Raw genomic sequence first — 18,057 nt, forward strand, 5'->3', positions numbered from 1 at the left:
GGCATCCGCTCGCCCGCCGTGCGACGGGCCACGCGGCATCCGCACACATGACAGGACCGCCCCCGGTGTCGCGGGGGCGGTCCTGCACGCACTCTCGGAAGCGGAGGCCGGATCGGCGGGACCTCAGTCCTCGGCGACCGCCCGCGAGAGGGTCTCACCGCGGAAGAACGCGGGACGCTTTCGCCACTGCCACAGCATGATCACCACGCCCGAGAGCAGCACTACCATGCCGAGCACGAACACCAGCCCGAGGCCGAAGACGTGCGAGCCGCTGCCGTACTCGGGGTCCATGCTGTCGATCAGCGTCGTGAAGAACAGCACGCCGAGGATCACGCCGCCCACGAGCGGGAACAGCAGCGTGAAGAAGAAGTTCCGCACCGAGCGCCACCACAGCTTCCGGAAGAACCACACGCACGCGAATGCCGTGATGCCGTAGTAGAAGCAGATCATCATGCCGAGCGCGGTGATGGTGTCCCAGAGCACGTTCTCGCTCACGAACCGCATGACGGCGTAGAACACGGATGCCACGACGGCCGACACGATCGTCGCGTACCCGGGCGTGAAGAACCGGGGGCTGACCTTCGCGAACTGCTCGGGCAGGGCGCCGTAGTGGCCCATGGCGAGGAGCGTGCGCGCGGGCGACACGAAGGTCGACTGCAGCGACGAGGCCGAGCTCGTCAGCACGGCGAGCGACACGAGCACCGCGAGCGGGCCGAGGATCGGGCCGGCGAGGTGGAAGAACACGTTGTCCTGGATCTCGGGGTTGCCGAGCCCGTACTCGCCGTCGCCGACGCCCGCGTAGGCGATGAGCGACACCGCGATGAGCAGGTAGAGCACCACGATGGTGACGACCGTGATGGTCGCCGCGCGACCGGGCGTCTTGGCCGAGCCCTTGGTCTCCTCGTTCATGGTGAGGGTGACGTCCCAGCCCCAGAAGATGAAGATCGAGAGCGACAGGCCCGCCGCGAACGCCGAGAACGACTCGACCGCGAACGGGTTGAACCAGCTGAGCTCGATGGGCGTCGCGTCGAACGCGTTGCCGTTGGCCACCTCGACGAGCGCGGCGACCGAGAACAGCACGAGCACGGCGACCTGGAAGCCGACGAGCCAGTACTGCAGCTTCTGCGTGGTCTGCATGTCGCGGTACGACACCCACGTCGCGCCGAGCACGAAGAGCAGGCAGACGCCCACGTTGATGAACGGGTTCGCGGCGAGGTCGGCGATCTCGGGATTGCCCGACGCCTGCGAGATGAGCAGGAACAGGAAGTCCACCGCGATGCCCGCGAGGTTCGAGAGCACGAGGATCGTCGCGGCGACGAGGCCCCAGCCGGCCATCCAGCCGATCCACGGGCCGAAGGCGCGCGTCGCCCACGTGAACGACGTGCCCGAGTCGGGCATCCGCCTGTTCAGCTCGCGGTAGCCGAAGGCGACGAGCAGCATCGGGATGAACCCGACGAGGATGATCGCGGGCACCTGCTCGCCCACTTCCGACACCGTCGGGCCGAGGGCCGCGGTGAGCGTGTAGGCGGGCGCGATGCACGAGATGCCGATGACGATCGCGCCGATGAGGCCGACCGACCCGGCCGAGAGGCCCTTCTTCGTGATGCCGTGGTCGGCGCCGTCGACCGCGGAGGTCGCCTCGGTGAGCGGGGGCTGGTTCGATTGCGTCATTGCGATGTCTTTCAGGCGGTGGTGCGCGGCACGACGATCATGGGCACCGGCAGCTCGCGCAGCATCTTCGCCGCCGTCGAGCCGAGGAACAGGTGGCGCGGGGCGGCGAGGCGGCTCGAGCCGACGAGCACGAGCTCGCCGTCGTGCCAGTCGAGGCCCTGGACGGCCTCCTCGATGGTGGCGCCGGTGGCGGCGACCGCCGTGGCGTCGACGTTGGCGGGCAGCTCGCGGCGTGCGGCGGCCAGCACCTCGTCGGCGTGCACGGCTCCCGTGAGCTCGACGAGTCCCTCGTCGAGGCCTGCGGGCAGGTCGATGGGCACGAGCGACACGAGGCGCAGCGGCGCGTGCGTGGCGCGGGCCAGGCGCACGGATGCCTCGAGCAGCGCGTCCGCGCCGGGGCGCGTGCCGATCGCGGCGGTCACGCGCGTGACGCCCTGGGTCACCGGCACGTCGCGCTGGCCGACGGGCGCGAGCGCGACCGGGACATCCGACGAGTGCAGCAGCTCGTTCGCCACCGAGCCGATGCGCGACCGGCCGAGGAGGCCCCCGCGAGCCGCGCCCACGACGATGAGCGACGCGCCGAACTCGTGCGCCGCGGCGATGAGGCCCTCGGCGAACGACTCCGCGTAGCGCACGTGCAGCGACTGCACGACGTCCTCGTCGTCGAGCGATTCGGATGCCTCGGCCAGCCACTCGCGCGACTGCCCCTTGAGGTACCGCTCGTACCCGGTGTCGGTGGGCACGGTGCTGTTGTGCGCCTCGCTGGGCAGCACCATCACGACGTCGAGGATCGCCTCGCTCGCCCGCGCGATGCGGGTGCCGAGGGCGAGCGCGTCGGCGCCGGAGTCGTTCGCCGTGTAGCCGACGACGATGCGTCCGTTCACGATGCCGCGCGCAGCTCGTCGGCGGCCAGGATCTCGTCGGCGACCTCGCGGCCGACCCGGATCGCACCGTCGACGTGCTGGTACCCCTTGCCCGCCATGTCGCTGCACGAGAAGTGGATGGGCCCGACGGGCGTGCGCAGGTCGGCGCCGTAGCGCGCGAGGCCGCCCATGTCGAAGCTCGCGGCGTAGGCGCCGCGCGTCCACTCCTCCGAGCCCCAGTCGCTCTCGTAGTAGACCACCGGATGCTTCGCCTGCTCGCCGTAGTAGTGCGACATCGACTCGAGGATCCGGGCCTTGCGCTCCTCGGCGCTCAGCGAGAAGACGCCGTCGGCCTCCTCGTCCGCGACGAAGCCCACGAGCGTGCCGCGGGGGTCCTCGTGGTTGGTGTTGTCGTATGCCTCGTGCACGAGCTCGTAGGGGCTGAACGCGGTGCCGCTCAGTCCGTCGGCGCGCCAGAACGGCGTCTCGTAGACGGCGTGCACCTTGATGACGAAGCCCATCGAGAGGTGCTGGTGCAGCTGCTGCTGCCGGCGCGGCAGCGGCGGGTCGTACGAGATGCGCGAGATGAGGATCGGCGGGACCGCGAGGATGACGTGCCGGGCGTGCACCTCGAGCTGGTCGGTCACCGCGACGACGCCGCGCTCCGGGGCATCGGGGTGCCAACGGAGCGTGCGGACCGCCTGGCCCAGCCGCACCGCGCCGCCGAGCCGCTCGGCGAGCAGCAGCGGGACCTGCTGCAGGCCGCCGACGACGCGGCGGTCGAGGATGAAGTCCGCGTCGACGAGGTTCGAGAACGAGCCGGCCGAGGCGGCCATGAGCAGGGCCTGCAGCGCGGAGAACGCGTGCGCGGGCTTCGTGAGCATGGCGCCCGCGATGAACATGCCGATGTTCTCGCGCGCCTCCTCGTCGTCGGTCTGCGTCTCGAGCCAGCGTGCGAACGAGGTCTCGTCGAGGTCCTTCGCCTGCGGGTGGTCCCACGGGCGCTCGGGGTCGATCTGCGCGACGAGCGCGTCGAGCTTGTCGATGAGCGAGACGATCTCCTGCTCCGTCGCCGGCGGCACCGGGAAGATCTCGCCCTCGAACTTGCGGAGCTCGCCCTCGGGGCCGATGTAGACGTTCACGCCCTCGCGGTAGCGCGGGTACGTCTCGAGCCCGAGCTCGTCGAGCGTCTCGATGAGCGCGTCCTGGTCGGGCGAGACCCACTGGCCGCCGATCTCGAGCATGGCGCCGTCGACGTCGTCGGTCCAGAGGCGGCCTCCGGCGCGGTCCCGAGCCTCCAGCACGACGACCCGGCGGCCGGCGTCCTTCAGTCGGTTGGCCGCGGTGAGCCCGGATGCCCCGGCGCCCACGACGACGACGTCGCAGTCGATGCGTTCCATGATGTGGTCAGTCCTTCTCAGCTCACCGGGATGAGCGTGTACTTGGTGTCGAGGTACTCGTGGATGCCCTCGAGGCCGCCCTCGCGGCCGATGCCCGACTGCTTCACGCCGCCGAACGGCGCGGCTGCGTTCGACACGAGGCCCGTGTTGAGGCCCATCATGCCCGTGGCGAGGCGGTCGATCAGGCGGTGGCCGCGAGCGAGGTCCTGCGTGAACACGTACGACACGAGGCCGTACTCGGTGCCGTTGGCGAGGCGCACCGCCTCGTCCTCGTTCGCGAAGGTGGTGATGCCGAGGACCGGCCCGAAGATCTCCTCCTTCAGGAGGCGGCTGCCCGCCGCCACGCCCGCGAGCACGGTCGGCGCGTAGAACGTGCCGTCGCCGTCGATGCGGGTGCCGCCCGTGAGCACGGTGGCGCCGCGGCCGACCGCGTCCTGCACGAGCGCGTCGGTCGAGTCGACCGCGTCCTGGTCGATGAGCGGGCCGATGTTCACGCCGTCCTCGGTGCCGCGGCCCACCTTCATGGCCCGCACGCGGTCGGCGACGCGCTTCGCGAACTCGTCGGCGACCGACTCGTGCACGATGAAGCGGTTCGCTGCGGTGCACGCCTGGCCGATGTTGCGGAACTTCGCGATCATCGCGCCGTCGACCGCCTTGTCGAGGTCGGCGTCCTCGAAGATCACGAACGGCGCGTTGCCGCCGAGCTCCATCGAGGTGCGCAGGATGCCGAGGGCCGACTGCTCGAGGAGCTTGCGGCCGACCTCGGTCGAGCCCGTGAACGACAGCTTGCGCAGGCGCGGGTCGGCGATGATCGGGGCCGACAGCGCCGATGACTTCGAGGTCGTGACGACGTTGACGACGCCCTTCGGCAGCCCGACCTCCTCGAGCAGCTGCACGAACGCGATGGTCGTGAGCGGCGTGAGGGCCGGCGGCTTGATGACGACGGTGCAGCCCGCGGCGAGCGCGGGGGCGATCTTGCGGGTCGCCATCGCGAGCGGGAAGTTCCACGGCGTGATGAAGAACGACGGGCCGACGGGGCGCTGCGACACGATCATGCGGCCCGTGCCCTCGGGGTTGAGCCCGTAGCGGCCCGAGATGCGCACGGCCTCCTCACTGAACCAGCGCAGGAACTCGCCGCCGTAGGCGACCTCGCCGCGCGCCTCGGCGAGCGGCTTGCCCATCTCGAGCGTCATGAGGAGGGCGAAGTCCTCCTTCCGCGCCATGAGGGTGTCGAACGCCCGGCGCAGCAGCTCGCCGCGCTCGCGGGGTGCGGTCGCGGCCCACGCGTCCTGCGCGGCCACGGCGGCGTCGAGCGCGCGGATGCCGTCGGCCGGCGAGGCATCCGCGATCTCCTTGATCGTGTCGCCGGTCGACGGGTCGGTGACGGCGAGCGTGCGCCCGCCCTCCGCCTCGACCCACTCGCCGCCGATGAAGAGGCGGTCGGCGACCCGGTCGAGGATCGTCGTCTCAAGCATGGTGTCGGTCATTCTGGTTCCGTTTCGTGTATGCCGGCCGGTGGGAGTGGTGCCCGATCAGGGGTAGAGGCCGCGGAGGCGGTGGGCCTCGGCGACGCGCTCGACGGCGAGCGCGGTGGCCGCGGTGCGGAGCGAGAGGTCGCGGGCCCGGGCGTAGCCGAGCACGTGCTGCCAGGCGCTGAGCATCCGCTCCTCCAGTCTGGACTCGACCTCGTCGGCGCGCCACCAGTAGGCCTGGTTGGCCTGCACCCACTCGAAGTACGAGACGATGACGCCGCCCGCGTTGGCGAGGATGTCGGGCACGACGAGCACGCCGCGCTCGCGGAGGATGCGGTCGGCGGCCGGGGTGGTCGGGCCGTTGGCGCCCTCGACGATGACCGCAGCCTGCACGTCACCGGCGTTGCCGTCGTGCAGCACGCCCTCGACCGCGGCCGGGACGAGCAGGTCGACGTCCTGGGTGAGCAGGTCGGCGCCGTCGAGCGGCTCGCCGCCCGCGAATCCGATGACCGAGCCCGTGGCGCGCACGTGGTCGGACAGCGCCTCGATGTCGAGGCCCGCCGTGTTCACCACGGCGCCGTACTGGTCGCTCACCGCGGTGACGCGCACGCCGGCCTCGGACAGGAACCGCGCGGCATCCGCGCCGACCTTGCCGAAGCCCTGGACGGCCGCGGTCGACCGAGCGGGGTCGAGCCCCACGTGGCGCAGCGCGGCGAGCGCGATGTGCGTGACGCCGCGGCTCGTCGCGCTCGCGCGGCCCTGCGAGCCGCCGAGCGAGATGGGCTTGCCGGTCACGATGCCGGGCACGGTGTAGCCGCTGTTGACGGAGTAGGTGTCCATCATCCAGGCCATGGTCTGCTCGTCGGTGCCGATGTCGGGCGCGGGGATGTCGCGCTCCGGGCCGATGATCGGCAGGATCTCGCTCGTGTAGCGGCGGGTCACGCGCTCGAGCTCGGCCGTGGAGTGCTCGCGCGGGTCGATCGCGAGTCCGCCCTTCGCGCCGCCGTACGGCACGTCGAGCAGGGCGCACTTCCAGGTCATCCACATCGCCAGCGCCCGCACCTCGTCGAGGTTCACGTTCGGCGCGTACCGCAGGCCGCCCTTGGCGGGGCCGCGCGAGAAGTTGTGCTGCACGCGGTAGCCGAGGTACAGCCGGCTCTCGCCCGAGTCCATGCGCAGCGGCACCGCGACGCTGAGCTCGCGGCGCGGGGTCGCGAGCATCTGGTGCAGGCCGTCGGCGTAGCCGAGCAGCGAGACGGCCTCGGCGAGCTGCGAGCGCGCGTCGGTGAGCGGGGTGGCGATGTGATCGGATGCCGCGTGGGCGTCTACGTGGGCGGTCGACGTCGTCGTCGCCGCGAGCACGTCGGTCATGCGTTCTTCAGTCCTTCCGCGACGACCGCGAGGCCGTCGATGAGCAGTTCGTCGGAGATGGTGAGCGGGGGCAGGAAGCGGATCACGTTGCCGTAGGTGCCGCAGGTCAGCACGATGACGCCGTGCGCATGGGCGTACGCGGCGACCTTCGAGGTCAGCGCCGCGTCGGGCGCGCCCGTGGCGGGGTCGACGAGCTCGATGGCGACCATCGCGCCGCGGCCGCGGACGTCGCCGATACGAGGATCGGCCGTGCGCAGCGCGTTCAGCCGGCCGAGGAGCACCGCGCCGATCTCGCGGGCGCGCTCGATGAGGCCGTCCTCCTCGTACGACTCGATCGTGGCGAGCGCGGCGGCGCAGGCGAGCGGGTTGCCGCCGTAGGTTCCGCCGAGGCCGCCGGCCATGGCGGAGTCCATGATCTCGGCGCGGCCGGTGACCGCCGACAGCGGCAGGCCGCCCGCGATGCCCTTCGCCGTGACGACGAGGTCGGGCACGATGCCCTCGTGGTCGCTCGCGAACCAGGCGCCCGTGCGGCCGAAGCCGGTCTGCACCTCGTCGGCGATGAACACGACGTCGTTCTCGTTCGCCCACTTCACGAGCGCGGGCAGGAAGCCCTGGGCCGGCACGATGAAGCCGCCCTCGCCCTGGATGGGCTCGATGATGATCGCCGCGAGGTTCTCGACGCCGACCTGCTTCTCGATCTGCAGGATGGCGCGGGCCGCCGCCTCGGCGCCCGTCAGGCCGCCGTCGCGGAACGGGTACGAGAGGGGCGCGCGGTAGACCTCCGATGCGAACGGGCCGAAACCGCTCTTGTAGGGGATGTTCTTCGCCGTGAGGCCCATGGTGAGGTTGGTGCGGCCGTGGTAGGCGTGGTCGAATGCGACGACGGCCTGGCGCTTGGTGTGGTGGCGCGCGATCTTCACCGCGTTCTCGACGGCCTCGGCGCCCGAGTTGAACAGCGCCGAGCGCTTGGCGAAGTCGCCCGGGGTGAGCTCGTTGAGCTTCTCGGCGACGTCGACGTAGCCCTCGTAGGGCGCGACGGTGAAGCACGTGTGCGTGAACGCGTTGAGCTGCGCGGCGACGGCCTCGACCACGCGGGGGTTCGAGTTGCCGACGCCGGTGACGGCGATGCCCGAGCCGAGGTCGATGAGCGAGTTGCCGTCGGCGTCGACGACGACCCCTCCGCCTGCGGCGACGACCGAGACGGGGATGGTGGTGCCGACGCCCTTGGCGACGGCCTCCGCCTTGCGGGCCATGAGCTCCTGCGAGCGGGGGCCGGGGATGGCGGTGACGAGGCGGCGCTCCTGCGCGAGGGCCGGTCCTCCGGCGACGATGGCCGGGGTGTCGACGAGGGTCATGGTCTGCTCCGATGCAAGGGTGACGACGGTGGCGATGCCGCCCATGCTAGGTCGACGGCCACGGATGCCTCAGCGCCCGCGTGTACACTCGGGTGCACGTCGCTCGACACCGCGTACAAGGAGAGGCACCCATGCAGCCGACCGTGCGCACGCTGCTCGACCGGCCCGAGCTGGGGCTGGCGCTGCTCACCCCGCCCGCCTCGCTGCCGCCGGAGGCGCTCGACGCGGCCGTCGTGTGGGCGCACTCGTCCGACCTCGTCGACCCCGCGCCGTTCCTCGACGCGGGGCACGTGCTGCTCACCACGGGCACGCAGTTCGAGCGGGCCGAGGCCGACGAGCCCGACTTCGCCGACGCCTACGTTCGGCGCCTCCTCGAGACCGGCATCGCCGCGCTCGGCTTCGGCACCGAGGTGATCCGCGCTGGCACGCCCGACGCGCTCGTCGACGCCTGCGCGCGGCAGGGCCTCCCCCTCTTCGAGGTGCCCTACCGCACGCCGTTCATCGCGATCGCGCGCCTCGTCGCCGACCTCCTCGCCGAGGACGCCTATGCCCGCCAGGCCTGGGCGCTCGCCGCGCAGCGGGCGATCTCGCTCGCGGCGCTCCGGCCCGACGGCCTGTCGGCGACGCTCGGCGAGCTCTCGCATCGCCTCGACGCCTGGGTCGGGCTCATCGACGCCGCCGGCACGCTCGACCGCGAGGCGCCCGACGGCGGACTCGAGCAGCCCGCGCTCGGCGAGGTCGTCGGCGAGGCGCGCTCCATGCTTCGCCGCGGCCAGCGCGCGAGCCGCTCGCTCGTGGCCGGCGAGTCCGTCGGCGCGCCGCAGCGCATCACGCTGCAGACGCTCGGCGGCGGCGGCGCGCTGCGCGGTGTGCTCGCCATCGGCGACTCCGCCGAGCTCGACCAGGCCGGCCGCGAGGTCGTCACGTCGGTGATCGCGCTCGCCGGCCTCGCGCTCGAGCAGAACCGCGACCTCGACCGCGCCCGCGGCCACCTGCGCACCGGGCTGCTCCGCGGCATCCTCGCGGGCGACACCGACCTCGCCGAACGCGTCGCGAGCGAGATGTGGGGCCCGCTGCCCGCAGCGCCGTTCCGGGTCGCGATCGCGGACGTGCCCGCCCAGCACGTCGACCGGCTCACCGAGCTGCTCGAGCTCCGCGTCGAGGAGCGCGGCGGACGCCTCTTCTTCGGACGCGACCAGGACACCGTGGTGATCCTGCTCGAGGACGCCGACACGGCGCTCGCCGACGAGGTCGCCGCCGAGTTCGAGGTGCCCGTCGGCATCTCCGACGCGGTCGCCGCCGACGCCGTGGCGCTCGCGCACGAGCAGGCGCTGCGCGCGCTCGAACGCGCCCGCGAGACGAAGGCCGGTGTCGTCGCCTTCGACGAGATCAGCCGCCAGGGCGTGCTCGCGTTCCTGGCCCGCACCGACGCGCGGGCGGTCGCCCTCGCCACGCTCGCCCCGCTCACCGAGTACGACGAGGCGCACGGCACGTCGCTCCTCGAGACCACGCGATCATGGCTCGAGCACGGCGGCCAGTTCGACGCGACCGCGCAGGCGCTCGGGGTGCACCGGCACACCGTGCGCAGCCGCGTCGCGCTCGCCGAGAAGCTGCTCGGCCGCGACCTCTCGGGGTTCCACGCGCGCGCCGACCTCTGGGCGGCGCTCCTCGCCGTCGACTGAGCGGATGCCGCGGCCGCGCGGCCCCGCGGCATCCGACCGCTCAGCGGCGCTGCGCCGCGAGCAGCTCCCGGTACCAGGCGAACGAGTCCTTGCGGGTGCGCTCCCCGGTCTCGAGGTCGAGGTGCACGAGGCCGAAGCGCTGCGTGTACCCGTCGGCCCACTCGAAGTTGTCGATGAGCGACCACACGAGGTAGCCGCGCACGTCGACGCCGCGCCCGATCGCCGCGTGCACGGCCCGGATGTGCCGGTCGAGGTAGGCGATGCGCTCGGCGTCGTGCACCTGGCCGTCGACGACGACGTCGGGATACGACGCCCCGTTCTCGGTGATCACGACGGGCGGCAGGGCGTCGTCGAAGTCGGTGCGCAGCGTCACGAGCAGTTCGGTGAGCGCCTCGGGCACGACGGGCCAGCCGAAGCCGGTCACGGGAACGCCGTCGAACTCCACGGGCTCGAAGGGCAGCCCGGCGGCCGCGAAGTCCGAGTCGGCGGATGCCCCGGCGACCCGCGTCGGGTTGTAGAAGTTCACGCCGTAGAAGTCGAGCGGTGCGGAGATCACGTCGAGGTCGCCGTCCTCGAGTCCGGGCATCCGCTCGAGGCCGAGCACCGAGAGGTCGGGGTAGCGCCCGGCGAGCACCGGGTCGGAGAAGACGCGGTTGTAGATCGCGTGGAACGCGGCGGCGGCGAACCCGTCGACCGGATCCTCGGTCGCCGGCACGACGAGCGTGTGGTTGTTCACGATGCCGACCTCGGCGTCGCCCGCCGCGCGGATCGCCCGGACGGCGAGCCCGTGGGCGAGCAGCTGGTGGTGGGCGGTCGGCAGCGCGTCGGTCATGAGCACGTGCCCCGGTGCGAGCGTGCCGAGCGCATACCCCTGCAACGTCGTCATGTTCGGCTCGTTGAGCGTGATCCAGTGGCCGACGCGATCGCCCATGCCGGCGAGCACGAGCTCGACGTAGTCCGCGAAGCGGGCGGCGGTGTCGCGGGCGAGCCAGCCGCCGGCGTCCTCGAGGGGCTGCGGCAGGTCCCAGTGGTAGAGCGTCGGCAGCGGGCGGATGCCGGCCTCGAGCAGACCGTCGACCATTCGCGCGTAGTGGTCCAGCCCGGCCGCGTTCACCGCGCCCGTGCCGTCGGGCTGCACGCGCGGCCACGCGATCGAGAAGCGGTAGTCGTCGACGCCGAGCTCGGCGAGCAGCGCGAGGTCGTCGCGCCAGCGACGGTAGCTGTCGGCGGCCATGTCGGCGTTCGAGCCGTCGAGGATGCGTCCCGGCGTGAGGGCGAACACGTCCCAGATGGAGTGGCCGCGCCCGTCGGCGCGCGTCGAGCCCTCGACCTGGAACGCGGCGGTGGCCGCGCCCCATCGGAAGCCCGCCGGGAACGTGAGCGTGCGCGCATCGACCATGGGAACCTCGCCGTCGTGGAGCCGTGGAAGTGGGACAGATGACCCACTCCGCCCACCCTAGCCGCCCGGTGCGCTCGGCGGGAGGGGCATTCCGTCCCTTCCGCGCCGACGGGCCCCGGCGTACGCTGGAACGACCGGAGGGAGCAACGATGCACGCAGCGGTCGGCGAACGCCTCGTCATCCACGGCAAGCAGGTCGGCCAGTCCGACCGCCACGGCGAGATCCTGGAGGTCCGCGGCGCGGACGGCGGTCCGCCCTACATGGTCCGCTTCGACGACGGGCACGAGACGCTGCTCTACCCCGGCGCGGACTGCGAGCTGGAGCACGAGCACCAGTCGCACGCCTGAACGTTCCACCCTCGCGACTCCTGAAAACAAGGACGCCGCGCTCTGTCGCATCTGCGTCCTTGTTTTCAGGAGTCGCGCGAGGGAAACGTCGCTGTCGTCGGGAGCGCAGGGCATTCGAGGGATGCCGGCGGTTGCCGACGCACTCGAGCGGATGCCGCGGCATCGTCGATTACCGTTGAGCCCATGTTCCACTCCTACGCCGCGATCGGCGACAGCTTCACCGAGGGGGTCGGCGACGAGCTGCCCGACGGCAGCGTGCGCGGATGGGCCGACTTCGTGGCCATGGGGCTCGCCATCGCCGCGCGCGAGCCGGTCGGCTACGCGAACCTCGCGATCCGCGGCCGCAAGCTCGGGCCGATCGTCGACGAGCAGCTCGAGACCGCCATCGCGCTGCGCCCCGAGGTCATCAGCTTCAACGGCGGCGGCAACGACATGCTGCGCCCGCGCATGCCCGAGGAGCGCGTCGCCGACCGCTTCCGCCAGGCCGTGCATCGCATCCGCGACGAGGGCATCCACGTGCTCATGCTCAGCGGCGCGAACCCCACCGACCACCTGCCGCTCGGGCGCGTGTTCGACGCACGCGGCGTGCGGCTCACCGCGGCGCTCGGCGACCTCGCCGAGCTCGACGGCGTGACGTTCGTCGACAACTTCAACGACCGGGGGCTGCGCGACATCCGCTACTGGTCGCCCGACAAGCTGCACCTCAACTCGCTCGGGCACGCCCGCGTCGCCAGCAACGTGCTCACGGCCATCGGCGTCGCGACGCCCGAGGAGTGGGGCGTCGCCGAGGTCGCGGCGGCGCCGCCCGGTCCGCGCAGCCGCAACACCGCGACGTACTACCGGGAGTTCGTGCTGCCGTGGATCGGCCGCCGCCTCACGGGGCGCTCGTCGGGCGACGGGCGCACGGCGAAGCGTCCCACGCTCGAGCCGTTGGCGCCGGATGCCGCGCACTGACGTGCGCAGACGCCCTCGACGACGGCCCGCGGCAGTCGCCCGCCGACGTCGCTGCCTGTCGGAATCGGCGCACTGACGTGCGCCCGCGGCATCCGCTCGCTCAGGCCGCGCCGAGCACGTCGGCGACGAACGCGCGCGTGCGGCGGGCGAGCCCGTCGATGCGCTCGATCTCGCGCACGCTCGGCATGACCTCCGACGGCGCAGGCGGACGGCCGAGCCGCACGGTCTCCTGGCAGGCGAGGTCGCTGCACATGTAGGTGCCGATGCTGTCGCCCCGCTCCCCCGCGGCGCCGGCCTTGCGCGCCGAGAACAGCTCGACCTGGTCGCCGGGCTGCGCCGTGTGGCAGAGGTTGCAGATCGCGGCGCGATGACGGGAGCCGTTGGCGCCGGCCGCGCGCAGCACGACGCCGACCGGCTCGCCGTCGAGCTCGGTGACGAGGTAGCCGCGACCGGAGATGCGCGGGTCGCGCCACGCGAACGCGTCGAGGTGCGCCCACTCGGTGAGCGGGAAGTCGTGCGGCAGCGACAGCTGGGCGAGCTCCGCATCGCTCGCGTTGCCGAACGTCTCGCGGATCTCGGTCTCGATCAGCGGCTGCATGCATCCCCTCCCGTGCGCCCCTCCCAGTGTACGAACCCCGCGGGGAAGGGGGTCAGGGCTCCACCGTCCAGTCGATCTCGGTGGAGTCGGGCCCCCACGTGACGACGACGACGTCCCCCGGCCCGACCCGGCGCGGGCGCGCGCCGTTGCGGATGTCGTCCGCGGCGATGAGGCGGGTGAGCCCGTGCGCCTGGAACTCCTGCAGCGTCGCGCACGAGCGCTCCCAGTCGAAGAAGTACAGCCGCCGCGACAGCATGCAGACGCGGCCGTCGTCGCGGAACACCCAGAACTCGTAGCCGAACGCACGCCCGAGCGACCGCAGCGTGGCCGCCTCGTCGGGTCCGAGACGAGCGCCCGTGGCGACCTGGTCGGCGAGCTCGAGGTCGTCGGGCAGCAGCTCGTGCTCGAACACGCCGAGCCCGCGCGGCGGCGAGAGGGCGTCGCGCGCGGGACCGACGAGCGCGATGCCCGTTGCGACGAGCAGGAACCCCGCGATCGCGGCGACCACCACCTGGGTGCGGGTGGGCCGCCAGCGCGGCGGCGGCTCCTCGGCGACGGGCGGCGCGGTGGTCGCCACCGTGCGGCCCTCGTCGGCCGCCGGCGCGTCGTCGTCGCCCGCGGCATCCGAATCGTCGACGTCGTCGGTGCCGCCGTCCCGGGTCCGTGTGCCGGTCGATCGAGGCGAGTCGCGCGGGCCCGACGAGACGGGCGAGACGAGCCGGTCCGTCGACACGGATGCCGCGGGCATCGCCGGCGCCGCAGGGCTCGCACGCGCGGCGAGCTCGGCCTCGATCTCGGCCAGCTCCGTCGCGGCGGCGCTCTCGGCACCGTCGCGCGTGCCGTAGACGATCCGCCGAAGCTCCTCGCGTCGGCGCTCAAGCGGATCCTCGTGCTCGATTCCCATGTCGTGTCCCGGCCTCCCCGCCGGGTCGGCGCCCGCGCGCCGCAGGTCAGCGTTCGGGCGGCGTCACCTCCGCGGCATCCGTCGCCCGTTCGGCAGCGACGCCGTCGCGCCGCGCCTCGCGGTCGCCTCCGCGTCCCCGGATGAGGAAGCCGAAGCCGAGCGCGATGAAGAACATGAGCACGCCGTACACCGCGGCGGGCAGGCTCATCTCGACGCTGCCGATCACGGTCTGCGCGATGACGATCGCGAGCGTCGCGTTGTGGATGCCGATCTCGAAGGAGCTCGCGATCGCCTGCCGACGGTCGACCCGCAGCATCCGCGGGACGACGAAGCCGAGCGTGAGGCTCAGGATGCAGAAGAGCACCGTGATGCCCGCCAGTCGGCCGAAGTTGTCGAGCAGGAGCTGGAGGTTCGACACGATGGCGCCCGCGATGACCACGACGAGGATGACGATCGACGCGATGCGCACGGGCCGGTCCATGCGGTCGGCGAAGGCGGGCTTCCACCAGCGCACCAGCATGCCGAGCACGACCGGCCCGAGCACGATGAGGAACACCTCGATCGCCTTGGCCGGCTGCAGCCCGAGCGCCTCGTCGCCCGGCAGGAAGTAGGCGATCGCGAGGTTCGTGATGAGCGGCAGCGTGACGACCGCGATGACCGAGTTCAACGCGGTGAGCGAGATGTTGAGCGCGACGTCGCCGCGGAACAGGTGGCTGTAGAGGTTGGCGGTCGTGCCGCCGGGCGACGCGGCGAGCAGCAGCATGCCGACCGCGAGCACGGGCGGCAGCTGGAACCACAGCACGAGGCCGAAGCAGAGCGCGGGGAGCACGAGCAGCTGGCAGAGGAGCGCGATGATCACCGCCTTCGGATGGCGCCCCACGCGTGCGAAGTCGCGCGGCGTCAGGGCGAGGCCCAGGCCGAACATGATGATGCCGAGGGCGACGGGCAATCCGATGGTGGTCAACGCTGATCCCATGCGGACAGTGTCGCTCATGCCGGGCCCGCGAGGGAATGGGCCCGTTCAGGGGTCAGCGGATTCCGGCCACGACCGCCTGCACGCGCTCGCGGAGCGCTGGGGAGATCGGCGCCGATCCGGCGTCGTCGGCCGCGGCATCCTGCCCCTCGGCGCTGGACACCCACTCGAGGTAGGCGTGCACGAGCTCGCCATCGTCGGGATCGACGTACTCGCGGCACGCGATGACGTAGCTCACGAGGACGAGCGGGTAGACGCCGGGCTCGGTGGTGGCCCGGTCGACGTCGATCACGAGGTCGTCGTCGGCGCGGCCGGGCTGCATCGGCGAGACGTCGACCACGGCGGCCGCCGACGCGGCGGTGGGCTCGACGAACTCGTCGCCGACGCGCAGCGTGGCCACGTCGAGCCCATCGGCCCGGGAGGCGTCGAGGTAGCCGATGACGTTCGCGCCGTCGCGGATGACCGCGGCGATGCCCGAGTTGCCCTGGGCCGCCTCGCCCTCGATCGGGAACGCGTCGTCGGGCTCGAACGGCCAGTGCTCGGGCGCCGCCTCGGCGAGGTAGTCGGTGAAGTTCTCGGTCGTGCCCGAGTCGTCGGAGCGGTGCACCGGTGAGATGCGCGCGTCGGGCAGCGCCGCACCGGGATTGAGCGAGGCGAGCGCGGGGTCGTTCCACCGCTCGATCTCGCCCGAGAAGATCCCCGCCACCGCGTCCGCGTCGAGCTGCAGGCGATCGACGCCCTCGACGTTGAACGCGAGCACGATGGGCGAGAGGTACACGGGGAGGTTCACGGCGCCCGAGCCCACCGCGCACTCCGGCGTCTCCGACTCGGTCTCGTCGATCGAGAGCGCCGTGTCACTGCCGGCGTATCCGACCGCGCCGACGAGGAACTGCTCGCGTCCGGCGCCCGAACCCGCGGGGTCGTAGTTCACCGTGACGCTCGCGTTCGCGCGCTGGAACCCGGCGACCCATGCGTCCTGCGCGGCGCCCTGGGCCGACGAGCCGGCGCCGTCGAGGGTGCCCGAGAGGTCGCTCCGCGCGTCGCCCATCTCGTTCGCGGCACAGCCCGAGAGGACGAGTGCGGCCGCGGCGATCAGTCCGATCGCGGCGGCGGGACGGGACGCGGGCATGCGGGCCATCGTAGCGAATCGCTACCATGGGCCCACTGAACGGCGAGACCGCCGGTCGGCGTCTCGTCTCCGCGCACGACCGAGGAGTCACGATGAACCGCTGGCTGTCATCCGCCGCCGTCACGCTCGCCGCCGTCGCTATGATCGGCGTCGCCCAGCCCGCCGCCGCGGCGCCACCCGACTCGGTCGGCGGCTCGTTCGACGTGGCCGGGATCTGCCCGTTCACCGTGCTGGTCGAGATCGAGGGCAAGGCGAAGACGATCGAGCGGCCCGACGGGAGCTTCATCCTCACGTCGCCCGGCCTCGTCGCCACGGTGACGAACACCTCGACCGACGCGTCGGAGACCTGGTCGATCTCCGGCAGCTTCCACCAGAGCACGCTGCCGAACGGCGACACGTTCACCAAGATGACCGGCAGGAACCTCGTGACCGACCCCGTGGCCGGCTTCGCCCTGATCTCGGGCGACTTCTCGTTCACCGCCGCGCCCGACGGGTCGATCGTGGTGCCGCTGAACGGCACCGGGCGCATCGTCGACGTCTGCGAAGTGCTCGGGTAGCGCGCGCCAGGATCTCCCCGCCGGCTCAGTCGAGGACGAGCCGCGGGCGGTCGTCGACGGCCGGACACCACCCGGCGGGCGTGCGCTCGTAGGCGTGCGCCGGGCCGTCGGCGACGAGGCGCGCGAGCGCGTCGAGGAACCGGTCGACGTCATCGGCCGAGGAGCCGGCGCCGAGGCTGGCGCGCAGGCCGTTGGACCGGCGCGCGACCCGGTCGAAGAACGGATGCGCGCAGAAGCGGCCCGCGCGCACCGAGATGCCGTGCTCCGCGGCGAGCGCCGCGGCGACGAGCCCGACCGACCCGTCCTCCACCTCGATGGTGGCGATGCCGAGCCGGTCGTCGGCGTCGTCGAAGCCGCGGATGACCCGGATGCCGCGCTGTCGGGCGAGCCCCTCGTGCAGGCGCGCCGTGAGCGCGTCCTCGTGCGTGCGACGGGCGTCGTCGCCGAGCCGGTCGAGTTCGTCGAGCGCCCGCGCGATGGCGGCGATGCCGAGCACGTTCGGCGTGCCGGCCTCGTGCCGTTCGGGCCCGTGCTTCCACGCGGTCGCGTCGAGCCGTACGGACTCGACCGCACCACCGCCCGCGAGGTGGGCGGGTGCGGCGTCGAGCCAGTCGGCGCGTCCGACGAGCGCGCCCGAGCCGTAGGGCGCGTAGGCCTTGTGCCCCGAGAACGCGAGGTAGTCGATGCCGGATGCCGCGAGGTCGACCCTGCGGTGCGGCAGCAGCTGCGCGGCGTCGACCGCGAGCCGGGCGCCGCGTGCGTGCGCGAGGGCGGCGATCGCGGCGACGGGGAGGACCTCGCCCGTCACGTTGGAGGCGCCGGTGACCGAGACGAGTGCGGCCGGACGGGCGGCGAGCTCCGCGTCGAGGGCCTCGAGCGTCTCGGCGATCGTCGCGCGGCCGACCACGACCCGGCGCTCGCGCCAGGGCAGCAGGTTGGCGTGGTGCTCGATGTCGAGCACGACGGTCTCGCCGGGCACGGCCGCGGCGAGCAGGTTGAGCGCGTCGGTCGTGTTGCGGGTGAACACGACGAGGTCGTCGTCGCGCGCGCCGACGTGGCGCGCGACGGTGACGCGGGCGTCCTCGACGAGCGTGGTCGTGGCCTGCGACGGGTAGCCGCTGCCGCGGTGCACGCTCGCGTAGTACGGCAGCACGCGGGCGACGTGGGCCGCGACCGCGTCGAGCGCGGGAGCGGATGCCGCGACGTCGAGGTTCACGTGCCGCACCGTGCGTCCGCCGAGCACGGGCACCTCGAGGCCGGCGTCGGCGAGCGCGGCGAGGGGTCCGAGCGCGGGCCGGGACGCGGCATCCGTCGACGCGCCGAGCGCGCCCGCACGCACTGGCGTGCGCACATCGGTCGCGATCACGGCGGCTCCTCGGGGT

General features: G+C 72.6%; 16 protein-coding genes. 4 read left to right on the top strand and 12 right to left on the bottom strand.

The window, feature by feature from the left end; genetic code table 11:
• Window positions 1–123 precede the first annotated feature (123 nt).
• The 6 genes from FYC51_RS05195 to gabT are packed head-to-tail and all read right to left on the bottom strand — an operon-like array spanning window position 124 to window position 8,132.
• Window positions 124–1,671, bottom strand: a complete 1,548-nt coding sequence (locus FYC51_RS05195; protein ID WP_148732570.1) for an APC family permease — start codon at window positions 1,669–1,671, stop codon at window positions 124–126.
• Window positions 1,672–1,682: 11 nt separating this feature from the next.
• Window positions 1,683–2,555: a universal stress protein gene (locus FYC51_RS05200; RefSeq protein ID WP_148732571.1), complete on the bottom strand. Its 873-nt coding sequence runs from the start codon at window positions 2,553–2,555 to the stop codon at window positions 1,683–1,685.
• A complete protein-coding gene (locus tag FYC51_RS05205) occupies window positions 2,552–3,934 on the bottom strand; it encodes a flavin monoamine oxidase family protein (protein WP_148732572.1) in 1,383 nt (460 codons plus the stop codon). Before FYC51_RS05205 ends, FYC51_RS05200 begins: the two co-directional genes overlap by 4 nt.
• A gap of 17 nt (window positions 3,935–3,951) precedes the next feature.
• On the bottom strand, window positions 3,952–5,421 hold the full coding sequence (locus FYC51_RS05210) for an NAD-dependent succinate-semialdehyde dehydrogenase (protein ID WP_148732573.1): 1,470 nt from the start codon (window positions 5,419–5,421) through the stop codon (window positions 3,952–3,954).
• 45 nt (window positions 5,422–5,466) lie between these two features.
• The gene (locus FYC51_RS05215) at window positions 5,467–6,777 is read right to left on the bottom strand and encodes a Glu/Leu/Phe/Val family dehydrogenase (RefSeq protein WP_148732574.1); all 1,311 of its coding nucleotides are present in this window, start codon (window positions 6,775–6,777) and stop codon (window positions 5,467–5,469) included.
• On the bottom strand, window positions 6,774–8,132 hold the full coding sequence (gene gabT, locus FYC51_RS05220) for a 4-aminobutyrate--2-oxoglutarate transaminase (RefSeq protein ID WP_148732575.1): 1,359 nt from the start codon (window positions 8,130–8,132) through the stop codon (window positions 6,774–6,776). The genes FYC51_RS05215 and gabT overlap by 4 nt, the downstream gene beginning before the upstream one ends.
• 131 nt (window positions 8,133–8,263) lie before the next feature.
• Between gabT and FYC51_RS05225 the strand changes: the two genes are divergently transcribed.
• Window positions 8,264–9,814, top strand: a complete 1,551-nt coding sequence (locus FYC51_RS05225) for a PucR family transcriptional regulator (protein WP_148732576.1) — start codon at window positions 8,264–8,266, stop codon at window positions 9,812–9,814.
• Between the two features lie 40 nt (window positions 9,815–9,854).
• Here FYC51_RS05225 and FYC51_RS05230 read toward each other — a convergent pair whose 3' ends face one another.
• Complete coding sequence (locus FYC51_RS05230) at window positions 9,855–11,213, bottom strand: GH1 family beta-glucosidase (RefSeq protein ID WP_148732577.1); 1,359 nt, start codon at window positions 11,211–11,213, stop codon at window positions 9,855–9,857.
• Between the two features lie 149 nt (window positions 11,214–11,362).
• Here FYC51_RS05230 and FYC51_RS05235 point away from each other — a divergent pair, with 149 nt between their 5' ends.
• Entirely contained in the window at window positions 11,363–11,560 is a 198-nt protein-coding gene (locus FYC51_RS05235; protein WP_148732578.1) for a DUF1918 domain-containing protein, read from the top strand.
• 183 nt (window positions 11,561–11,743) lie between these two features.
• Window positions 11,744–12,514 (top strand): SGNH/GDSL hydrolase family protein, encoded by a 771-nt coding sequence (locus FYC51_RS05240; protein ID WP_148732579.1) that lies wholly within the window; start codon window positions 11,744–11,746, stop codon window positions 12,512–12,514.
• Window positions 12,515–12,614: 100 nt separating this feature from the next.
• Here the strand turns inward: FYC51_RS05240 and FYC51_RS05245 are convergent, their stop codons facing one another.
• Genes FYC51_RS05245 through pstS form a run of 4 tightly spaced genes read right to left on the bottom strand, consistent with a single transcriptional unit; the run spans window position 12,615 to window position 16,118 of the window.
• The gene (locus tag FYC51_RS05245; RefSeq protein ID WP_148732580.1) at window positions 12,615–13,112 is read right to left on the bottom strand and encodes an FBP domain-containing protein; all 498 of its coding nucleotides are present in this window, start codon (window positions 13,110–13,112) and stop codon (window positions 12,615–12,617) included.
• A 52-nt stretch (window positions 13,113–13,164) separates the two neighbouring features.
• Window positions 13,165–14,016 (bottom strand): hypothetical protein, encoded by an 852-nt coding sequence (locus tag FYC51_RS05250; RefSeq protein WP_148732581.1) that lies wholly within the window; start codon window positions 14,014–14,016, stop codon window positions 13,165–13,167.
• Between the two features lie 46 nt (window positions 14,017–14,062).
• Complete coding sequence (locus tag FYC51_RS05255) at window positions 14,063–14,992, bottom strand: bile acid:sodium symporter family protein (RefSeq protein ID WP_148732582.1); 930 nt, start codon at window positions 14,990–14,992, stop codon at window positions 14,063–14,065.
• Between the two features lie 52 nt (window positions 14,993–15,044).
• Entirely contained in the window at window positions 15,045–16,118 is a 1,074-nt protein-coding gene (pstS, locus tag FYC51_RS05260; RefSeq protein ID WP_148732584.1) for a phosphate ABC transporter substrate-binding protein PstS, read from the bottom strand.
• Between the two features lie 92 nt (window positions 16,119–16,210).
• Between pstS and FYC51_RS05265 the strand changes: the two genes are divergently transcribed.
• Window positions 16,211–16,675: a hypothetical protein gene (locus FYC51_RS05265; protein WP_148732586.1), complete on the top strand. Its 465-nt coding sequence runs from the start codon at window positions 16,211–16,213 to the stop codon at window positions 16,673–16,675.
• Window positions 16,676–16,700: 25 nt separating this feature from the next.
• Here the strand turns inward: FYC51_RS05265 and FYC51_RS05270 are convergent, their stop codons facing one another.
• The gene (locus tag FYC51_RS05270) at window positions 16,701–18,041 is read right to left on the bottom strand and encodes an aminotransferase class V-fold PLP-dependent enzyme (protein ID WP_222863204.1); all 1,341 of its coding nucleotides are present in this window, start codon (window positions 18,039–18,041) and stop codon (window positions 16,701–16,703) included.
• Window positions 18,042–18,057: the final 16 nt, after the last annotated feature.

It is taken from the genome of Agromyces mariniharenae (genome assembly GCF_008122505.1).
Lineage (GTDB): Bacteria > Actinomycetota > Actinomycetes > Actinomycetales > Microbacteriaceae > Agromyces > Agromyces mariniharenae.